This window comes from Candidatus Bandiella numerosa, from assembly GCF_021811875.1.
In the GTDB taxonomy this organism is placed as follows: Bacteria; Pseudomonadota; Alphaproteobacteria; order Rickettsiales; family Midichloriaceae; genus Aquirickettsia; species Aquirickettsia numerosa_A.
In genome coordinates this window covers 1-9,788 of record NZ_JAJBJD010000022.1, presented here as the reverse complement: position 1 = coordinate 9,788, position 9,788 = coordinate 1, and the positions used below count along the sequence as shown (strand labels likewise).

Genomic DNA, 9,788 nt, shown 5'->3' with positions numbered 1-9,788 from the left:
GAATGCACACAATGTTTTGCAGATTAAAGCGACTATGTCCTCTAATGAGTGGAATCTTTATGAAGCAAATATTGACAATGAGTTGATTCTAAAAGTTGCTTAACGCTATCTAATATTTATGCTTCCAATTTTGTTTGTGCATTTATTTCATCCCACTAAAGATTACCTTCAATCAACTCAAATATATTACCGAGGCGCATAAAAAATTTAAATATGGATGCTTTTTCCAAAAGCATTTAAAACTGATTCATGTATTGCTTCTGATATCGTAGGGTGTGGGAATATAGTGTGTATTAAATCTAACTCAGTTCCTTCAAGTTGTTTGGTTAGAACAAGACCATATATCATTTCTGTAACCTCTGCTCCGATCATATGCGCACCTAATAATTCCCCTGTTTTTTTGTGAAATATAGTTTTAATGAACCCATTGGAATCGCCTAATGCTAAGGCTTTGCCATTTGCAGTTAATGGAAAATTTCCAATATTAATATTATCTTTACCAAATTCGCTTTCTGCCTTTATTTGAGTTAATCCAACACTTGCAATTTGTGGGTGACAATAGGTACACCCTGGAATGTTCAAAGGGTTAATTGGTTTAGGTTTTTTACCCGCAATAACTTCAGCGCTTATAACACCCTCATGACTTGCTTTATGCGCAAGCCATGGAGGAGAAACAACATCTCCTATGGCATAAATATTTTTTTCGTTAGTTTGTAAATATTCATTCGTAACTATATATTTTTTATCAGAAATACTTACATTGATTTTCTCCAAGCCAATATCTTCGATATTTGCGCTAACTCCTACTGCAGAAATCACTGCATCATATGAAGCAGTGCTGTCTTTTGATTTGCTTCTAATTTCAAAATTAATATCACTTTTGTTTATGGTGAATTTTTTAATTTCTGCAGATATCAAAATTTTAATTCCATGATTTTCAAATGCTTTTTTAGCAAATTCTGAAATTTCCTTATCTTCATTGATCAAAATTCTATCTGCAACCTCAAGAATTGTAACATCTACTCCCAAGGCGTTGTAAAAACTTGCAAATTCAACTCCTATAGCACCACTACCGATTACCAAAAGCTTTTTAGGTAATTTATTAGGCATTAACGCCTGCCTATATCCCATAATCATCTCGCTCTCTTTAGGCGACAACCCTTTTAAAAATTTTGCCTTTGCCCCTGTTGCAATAACAATATTCTTTCCAGTTATCTTGAAAGATTTATTATCCTTTGATACTTCAATACAGTTTTTATCCAAAAATCTTCCATACCCTTCAATTATCGAAATCTTATTTTTATTAAGCAAGTGTTTAATTCCGCCTGAAAGGCTATTTGATATTTCTCTTGATCTTGCAATAACTTTTTCAAAATCAACTTTATATCCTTCACATTTAATCCCAAATTCTTCTGAGTTTTTTATATAGTGTAATATTTCTGCCGTACGAAGTAATGCTTTTGTTGGTATACACCCCCAATTAAGACAAACTCCACCCAGGCTTTCTTTTTCAATAATAGCTGTCTTTAAGCCTAACTGAGATGCTTTAATTGCTGCTACATAACCTCCAGGACCTGAGCCAAGAACTAAAACATCATATTCAAAGTTGTTTTGCATATAGTTTTCCTAAAAGTTAATAACAAAGCATTAATGATGGATTTTCAACAAAATGTTTAAATGTACTTAAGAAAATTGCAGCAGTTGCACCATCAACAACTCTATGATCACAGGATAATGAAACATTCATAACCTGTTTTTTCTCCAAATTACCATCTTTACCATATGCTGGTATTTCTCTGGTGCCTCCTATTGATAAAATACACGACTGCGGAGGATTAATTATGGCATAAAAGGACTTGATTGAATACATTCCAAGATTTGATATAGTAAAACTTCCTCCCTGATATTCTTCAGGTTTTAATTTCTGAGACTTCGCTTTTTTCGCAAGTTCTTTTATCTCATTCGATATTTGAATCAAACTTTTTTGATTTGCATTTTTCACTATAGGAGTCATCAAACCATCATCAATAGCTACTGCAACAGAAATATCCACATTGCCAAATTGAACTATTTTATCTCCATACCAGGCAGAGTTAACTTTGGGATTTTTAAACAGCGCTAATGCACATGCTTTGATCAGCATGTCATTAATAGAAATTTTAAACTCAGATTTACCATTTTCATCTAATTTGGCAGAAGAGTTAATATCTGCCCTAAAATCCAAAATCTTATCAACAAAACACTCTATATCTAAGTAAAAATGAGGAACTTGCTGTTTTGATTCAACTAATCTTTCAGCTATAATTTTCCTCATATTAGTCACAGGTATTTCTAAATTACGATTTGGTATAATATTAGTCTCAAAACTTTGACGTGAGCTATGCATAATAGCATTTTCAACATCTGATTTAACTATCCTTCCTCTCGGTCCAGAACCCCGTATATTACTTATATTTATATTTTCTTGTTCGGCAATCCTTTTTGCTAAAGGAGATGCAAAAACCCTATTTGACTCATCTTCTACCTTATTTTTTGCTTCATTTTGATTAAGTGTTTCATCTTCTTTTTTAGTGTCAATATGCTCAGATATTTCTGTTTTAATATTTTGAACTGCATGCTCCTTTTTAACAGAAGAATTTTGAATTTTGCCTATAGCATCTTTTATATTTTCTCCCTCTTCTGAGACAATTGCAATTAAATCATTAACTTTAACATTTTTTGTTCCAGCTTCTATCAATATTTTCGCTAAAATTCCTTCATCTACCGCTTCCACTTCCATTATAGCCTTATCTGTTTCTATTTCAGCTATAACATCACCTGCTTCAACTGTATCACCTTCATTTTTAAGCCACTTAGCTAAATTTCCCTCTTTCATTGTAGGGGACAGCGCCGGCATTAAAACTTCTATCACCATAAACGTATTAAAAATGTATTTAACATAAGCTACATTAGCATATTATAACGCATTTCTCCAATTAAATAATGAATTTACAGATTTTCTGATCACCCATTATACCCTTAGCGCATTTTAATTCAAAATAAATAGGTTCAACAACTACATTTCAAATGTAAAACTTATACAACCAAATATTCTTAACAGGAATACCTAAAAGCTATGATCAAAAATTTTATGATTTACAACAACATTAAATTTGTCTTTTAATTTCTTCAAGATATCCATTAAAATTATTTCTTGTTCAATTTGATTAACTTGCGAATCGTATAATAACCTATGTTTTTCAATCTCTTCTTTAGATGGTAAATCAACCTTAGTGGGTTTAGCCAATAACACCTCTTCATGAACATAGTCAATAAAGGGTTTTGTATAATAGTTAATTTTTGATTCAAAAATTACTTTGTGAAAATCTAACGGTATTTCATTATCAAATTTACTGCTTGAAAGTTTAATTTTAGATAGCTGAATGTTCGAAAAATCAATAAGCTTTGTATTAGCTTCTGAATCCAACTTCTCTTTTTCAGAAATTTTAATTTGATTTATAAATGAGCTTAATTCCTTGCTATACCAAATTTGTTTTAATTGAGGTTTTAATTCATCAAGCTCTTGATTTTTTTCTGGAGTTATTCCAATTATTCTGAGGATACAGAATTTATCTGAATCAATTGGAAATATTTCACTTTGCTGATTTAATTTAGTATTAAAAGAATTTTCAACAAATGACTTAATATGAGTTATATCACCGTTTTCATCAACAGAATTGATAATTTCTGCCAAACTCAATTTTTGATTATAATCCTTAGCGATTACTTCTAATGTTTTTCCTTGTTTTAGTTCAGTTTGAATCTTTTTTATGCTGTTCAAAAAATTATTAAACTTAAGATCTTTTAAATATTCTTTTTTTAGTAAATCTTTAACTTCATCAAAGCTCTTCTTTTTTTCCGGAATTATTTTTTCTATTTTAAAAATATATAATCCTAGGGGTGTTTCAATTATTTCACTAATACCACCTACTTTAAGGTTAAAAAGTTTTCCTGATATGTCGTCATCAAAGTCTTTTTCTGTGATAATTCCTAGATTATAGCTATTAAAATTTGGAGCATATTTTTTTGCAATTTCCGCAAAATCTACACCTTTAATAATTTCTTCTCGTGCTTTATTAGCATTATTTAAGGAGCTAAATTGAATTTGTTTAACATCTCGTTTTTCTGATTCTACAAATAAAAAGCTCTTCTCCTCATAAATTTTTCTTAATTTTGCCTCAGCCACTTCATTAGATTGCTCTTCAAATAGTTCTGAAGAAATTGTCACATATTCTACTTTGCGTTTTTCTGGAATCTTAAATTTTGATTTATTTTCTTCATAAATATGTTTTAGCTCTGAATCTTCAGGTCTAGTAGGTATTTTAAAAGCAGAAAATGGGATTTTTACTAATTCCAGCTCTCTAGTTTGCAACACATCTTCTAATATAACTTCTGTTAAACCTGGAATAACAGATTTATTCGCAGATATCGAATCGACAAACGTAGCCCTAATTACATCCTCCTTTAATTTATCGATAAATCCCTGTTCAGACACCCCATACTGCTTAATCACCTGCTCAAATATATTTTTGTCAAATTTACCGTTTTTAAAAAATATGGGGATTTTTAAAATCTCTTTTTTTACCATATTATCATTAGCAACTATGCCCAATCTTCTCGCTTCTAGTAAAATCAAAATACTGTCAACAATATTCTCTAATATCTCGCTCTTCAATTTACTTGTGTCATTTTGTGATAAATCCCTGCCATGTTTTATTTTAGACTCCTTAATGGCTTCTTGAAATATTTTATTAACATAGGCAAAAGAATATTCAACATCTGCAATTTTCAATGCATATGTTAATTCTTTTTTGACGAAAACATCTCTTAAGCTACTAAAAGCAAATGCTAATATTAATACTAAGAGTAAAAATTTTACAAAATTTCTAAGTAACTTATTTTGAATCACTGTCTTTGCTTTGAGGTAAATTTACGTCAATTGATTTTAGTCTTTTATTTACTTCGGATATCACCTCATCTGTAATTTCCGTAGATTCATCGCTATAAAATACCATTCCCTTATCTAAAGTAACAGTTATATGGTTTTTCTCTGATAAATTTTTAACAATGTCTGTTAAGCTATCATTAAGAGTTTTATTAATATTATTAAATTCCTTGTCAAGATTGATCCTTTTATCATAAAACTTTTTTTGTAAAATTTGCGCTTCCTTATTCAATTCTTCTCTTTTTTTATTGTATTCTTTTGCTGACATTATATTTTTCTTATTCTCCAAATCCTCAGCCCTTTTAGAAAATTTTTCTTGCATTTCTCCTGCTTCTTTTTCAGATTTACTAAATTCATCTTCTATCACTTTTTTTGCTTGCACATATGCAGTGCATTTTTCAACTATTTTGTTAGTATCAATTACTCCAATTTTAGTTTGGGCAGAAACGTTGTTTATGAAGGTTATACAAGACACTAAAAAAAATACTGGCAGAAATCTTAAAAATTTCATTTTATACTCCAAAAAATATAATTAATAAAAGTTTGTTCCAATACTAAACCTTACTCTTGAGGTCTTGTCAAACGATTCTTTTGTGAATGGCGTGCCATAATCTAATCTGATAAAGCCAAGAGGTGAATCCCATACCAAACCAACGCCATAAGATGCTCTAATTTTCTTGCTTGTATCAATGTAGTCAGAATTTAATCTTCCTCCTTCACATAAAGGCTTAGAACTGATTTTTTTATCATTTACACCAGAATCACATCCACAATCTTTACCTTCGCATTTATATTTTGCTGCATCAGTGTCAAATAAAGTACCGAAATCACTGAAAACAGCTCCTTTCATCCCAAATTCTTCAGGCAGACCTAAAGGGAATTGTATTTCAGCTGTGCCTGCGAAAAAAGTATTGCCTCCAAGTGATGCTTGGTCATCATTTCCTGTGTATTTTTTAACCCTTGGACCTATCCCTGATACGTCAAACCCCCTGATATAATCCTCTCCAACAAAAAAGCTATCGTTAATGTTAACATTATTACCACCAATGCCACGGATATTACCAGCTCTTCCTATTAAATTTAAAATAATATTTTCTTTATACAGTGGTTTAAAATAACTCGTATACAGTTGGTGTTGCAAATATTTTACATTACCACCAACACCGGCAAAATTTTGCGTAATTTTAACCATGTATCCTTTTGTAGGGCTAATTCTGCTATTTAATTTATCATATGTAATTGAATGACCAATGTAGGACACGCGTGTCTTATTTGGTTGAGCCTTTAAAAATATTGATGCATCTTTGCTCTTATCAGATTTCTCATTTTTGATAGAATAATTAATATTATGATACAAGTACTCGTTAATATCATAACCAGTCCTAAGAGTTAACCCCTTGCTTTTAGCACTAAAAGAGCTTTGATCTGATTTATCTTGAGATGTTGTAAAAATATCAAAGCCAACCGCTAAGTTACGATCCATAAACTTTGGCTCAGTAAAACTAAAAGATATATCAGAGCTTTTTTTAGCTTTACTAAAATCAAATTCTACTATTTGCCCCTTACCTAAAAAGTTATATTCAGATAATGTTGTTGAACCAATCGCACCTGAAGCAGTGTTATACCCAATTGCAAAACGCATAGATCCAGTAGATGTCTCTTTTACTTTAATATCCAAATCTAATTTATCAAATTCAGAAGTTTGCTTGTTCTCAAACTCAACTGAGCTAAAATAACCCAAATTGGCAACTTTTTGTTTAGACCTTTGAATTTTTGATAAATTAAACGGGTCACCTTCATAGATTTTTAATTCCCTTCTGATAACTCTATCCAAGGTTCTTGTGTTGCCAATAATATTAATATTCTTGACAAAATATTTTGCAGTTTCGTTGACAGTGTATCTGATATTCACTATTTTATTTTTTTCATCCTTCTCCAAATTATAATCAACATCTATAAAAGTATAACCCTTATTTCCCATAGATGATGTAATTTGATACACAGTTTTGTCGATTAAAGATTCATTAAATATTTCCCCTTCTTTGTAATCGATGAATTTTTTCAATTCAGTTGCGTCAATATCTTTTATTTGACAATCAATTGATGATTTACCAAAATTAAACCTCTCACCTTCAGTAATAATGTATGTTAACAAAAACGACTCGCCATTAGGAGTAATTTCAGAGGTTGAAGACAAAACTTTAAAATTAGCATATCCTTCTTGCATATAATGTTGCTTGAGTAAATCTTTATCCAACATAATCCTATCTTGGTCGTATAAATCACTCGAAGAAAACAACCTATACCAAGCCGCTTCTTTTGAGGCAATGATTTTTAATAAATCTTTTTGAGAGAATTTAGTATTGCCATAAAAAATTATTTTTTTGATTTTTGGCTTTTCTCCTTCATTAATAAAAATCGTAACATCAACTGAATCTTGCCCTCGCATTTTTATCGTTGATTGAGCAGAAGTAGCAAAATAACCCATTTTTTTATACGTAGACTCTATTCTTTTAACATCACTATCTAATTGAAACTTCGAATAGATATTACCTTCTTTAACTTGCAATTCTTTCTCAATTGTAGCAGCTTTCAATTTTTTACTGCCCTCAATGGTAATTTTTCTGATTACAGGATTTTCTTCGATTTTGATAGTTATAACATTTTTTGCACTTTGTTTAATCGATATGTCAGAAAAAAAACCTTGGGAGTATAAATTTTTAACTGAGTTATCAATATTTTCTTTAGTAGCTTTATCCCCTATTTTAAAATCTAGATAGTATAAAATGGTATCTGTAGGAACTCTCTTATTGCCTATTACCTCAATTTTTTGAACATTTTCAGACGCAATAACATTCAAGAATTGAAGTGAAAAAACAATTATAAAAATAAAATTTCTAACTAAATACATAATATTTTCAGCCTAATAATAATTTTAATTTATTAAAGAATTCGATGGCCTTTAGGTCATTCCAAAAAGCTATCGACATTAATCCTATCAGTATAAAAAAGCCAATTTTAAAACAAATAACTTGAACCTTATGATTGATTGGTCTCCTAATTATTGCTTCTACTCCATAAAAAAATAAGTGTCCTCCATCTAACATAGGTATAGGGAACAAATTAATCAAACCTAAATTAAGTGAGATCATTGCAACAAAATATAATATTGCCATCAATCCTTGATTTGCCATACTCTCTGAGTATAAAGCTATTTTTATGGGGCCTCCAATATCCTCCGTTCCACGTTTCAAAGTTATCATTTGCCAAATAGCTTTTACGAACATATACGACATATTCCCCACTTGATAAAAGGAATTTATAAATGACTCTGTCACCCCAACTTTCCTAAGAGTAAATTTTTCAAAATAAACACCTATCATGCGTGACTTAACAATTTCACCAAATATATTTTTATATTCTTCTTCCTTGGGCGCAACGTTTACCGTTAAATAGGATTTTTGGCGAATAACTCCTACTTCAATATTCATATTTTCACTTTTATCCAATTTTAACTTTAGATCAGCTGGGGAATCTACTTTATCACCATTAACGTCAACAATTAAATCTCCCACTTCTAAGCCGGCTTTTTGGGCTGGAGAGTCTTGTTGTAGGCCAGTAACTTCAGGTTTAAATTCCTTTACCCCACTATGCATTGATAAAATAATAAAAATGATAATTGTCAGCAGATAATTGGCAAACGGCCCGCCAAAAACAATTAAAGATTTTTGCCATAAATTTTTATGATGAAAAGATAAACTTTTTTCTTTTTCTGATAAACTATTTATTTTTTCTTTATCTGGAGTGCTAGCAGCACCTTCATCGCCAAACATTTTTACGTAACCTCCAAGAGGTATAAGGGCGATTTGCCAAACAGTGTCCTTACTATCTTTCCACTTGATTAGTGGCTTTCCAAATCCTATTGAAAACACCTCAATTTTTACCCCAAACAGTCTAGCGAATAAAAAATGTCCCAATTCATGAATAAACACAATTGGCGTTAAAATCACTAAGAACCAAAACAGAGCTTTTGCTGATGTATACATAATAAACAAAACGGGTGCTATCACTATTAATAGCCAAAACAAAGCTTTCATTGAAATACAAAACATTTATTGAATCTACTAGATATCAACAAATGAGTAATTTTACAATTGAAAATTTCAAACAAATAATTGCTTTTTAGTTTGATAGCTTTAAAATCCTAATAAGACTATGATAAACATTAAAATTTCCATTTAGAATTATGTATAAGGTGAAATTAAAATACGTACTTTTTATAACATTAATTTTTCCAATGATGTTTTATGGTTGCTCAAAAAAAAGCAAAAGCTATGGAACAACTGAGAAAAATTTTAAAAATAAACATTTTCCTAGAGATAATGAATTCATCATGAATGGAGGGTATAAAATCAAGGTACCGAAAAATCCTTTTATTAGTTCCAAGGAAGCTGTGGAGGTGTATAATAAGGATAATAAAAATTCTCTTGCTGATGTTCCGAGTATACCAGAAAATTTAAAGAAGAATTAATATTATATATTATGGATAACCATGGCATTATTGGATTTGAAAGATTTTAGAAACCAAATTGAAAAGGTTACCTCATTGTTAAGAAACAAATTTAATGTCATACCAAAATTTGGTGTTGAAATTGAGTTTTACTTAAGACACAAGAAGGCACCGTCAAGTTAATGGAAATATGGCCGCAACACAACCCTGACCCTTAAATTTTAGGCAGCAGCTATCTCTTGGATAGCTTCATCCCAAATAAATTTAGCTTTTTGAAAATTCTCTCTTTGGATA

7 protein-coding genes are annotated in these 9,788 nt (G+C 30.4%); 1 reads left to right on the top strand and 6 read right to left on the bottom strand.

The genetic code is table 11. From position 1 onward, the window contains the following. Nucleotides 1-207: 207 nt before the first annotated feature. From lpdA to rseP, 6 genes are all read right to left on the bottom strand, one after another. Nucleotides 208-1,617 carry a dihydrolipoyl dehydrogenase gene (gene lpdA, locus L8D11_RS01615; protein ID WP_236869933.1) on the bottom strand — a complete coding sequence of 470 codons (1,410 nt, stop codon included), beginning with the start codon at nucleotides 1,615-1,617 and terminating at the stop codon, nucleotides 208-210. Between the two features lie 16 nt (nucleotides 1,618-1,633). After that, the gene (locus L8D11_RS01610) at nucleotides 1,634-2,914 is read right to left on the bottom strand and encodes a pyruvate dehydrogenase complex dihydrolipoamide acetyltransferase (protein WP_236869932.1); all 1,281 of its coding nucleotides are present in this window, start codon (nucleotides 2,912-2,914) and stop codon (nucleotides 1,634-1,636) included. A 192-nt stretch (nucleotides 2,915-3,106) separates the two neighbouring features. After that, complete coding sequence (locus L8D11_RS01605; RefSeq protein ID WP_236869931.1) at nucleotides 3,107-4,948, bottom strand: peptidyl-prolyl cis-trans isomerase; 1,842 nt, start codon at nucleotides 4,946-4,948, stop codon at nucleotides 3,107-3,109. Continuing rightward, the gene (locus tag L8D11_RS01600; RefSeq protein ID WP_236869930.1) at nucleotides 4,935-5,495 is read right to left on the bottom strand and encodes an OmpH/Skp family outer membrane protein; all 561 of its coding nucleotides are present in this window, start codon (nucleotides 5,493-5,495) and stop codon (nucleotides 4,935-4,937) included. The genes L8D11_RS01605 and L8D11_RS01600 overlap by 14 nt, the downstream gene beginning before the upstream one ends. A gap of 21 nt (nucleotides 5,496-5,516) precedes the next feature. After that, the gene (bamA, locus tag L8D11_RS01595; RefSeq protein WP_236869929.1) at nucleotides 5,517-7,895 is read right to left on the bottom strand and encodes an outer membrane protein assembly factor BamA; all 2,379 of its coding nucleotides are present in this window, start codon (nucleotides 7,893-7,895) and stop codon (nucleotides 5,517-5,519) included. Between the two features lie 7 nt (nucleotides 7,896-7,902). Beyond that, nucleotides 7,903-9,081: an RIP metalloprotease RseP gene (gene rseP / locus L8D11_RS01590; protein WP_236869928.1), complete on the bottom strand. Its 1,179-nt coding sequence runs from the start codon at nucleotides 9,079-9,081 to the stop codon at nucleotides 7,903-7,905. 149 nt (nucleotides 9,082-9,230) lie between these two features. Here rseP and L8D11_RS01585 point away from each other — a divergent pair, with 149 nt between their 5' ends. Further along, nucleotides 9,231-9,515 (top strand): hypothetical protein, encoded by a 285-nt coding sequence (locus L8D11_RS01585; protein WP_236869927.1) that lies wholly within the window; start codon nucleotides 9,231-9,233, stop codon nucleotides 9,513-9,515. The last annotated feature ends 273 nt before the right edge of the window (nucleotides 9,516-9,788 follow it).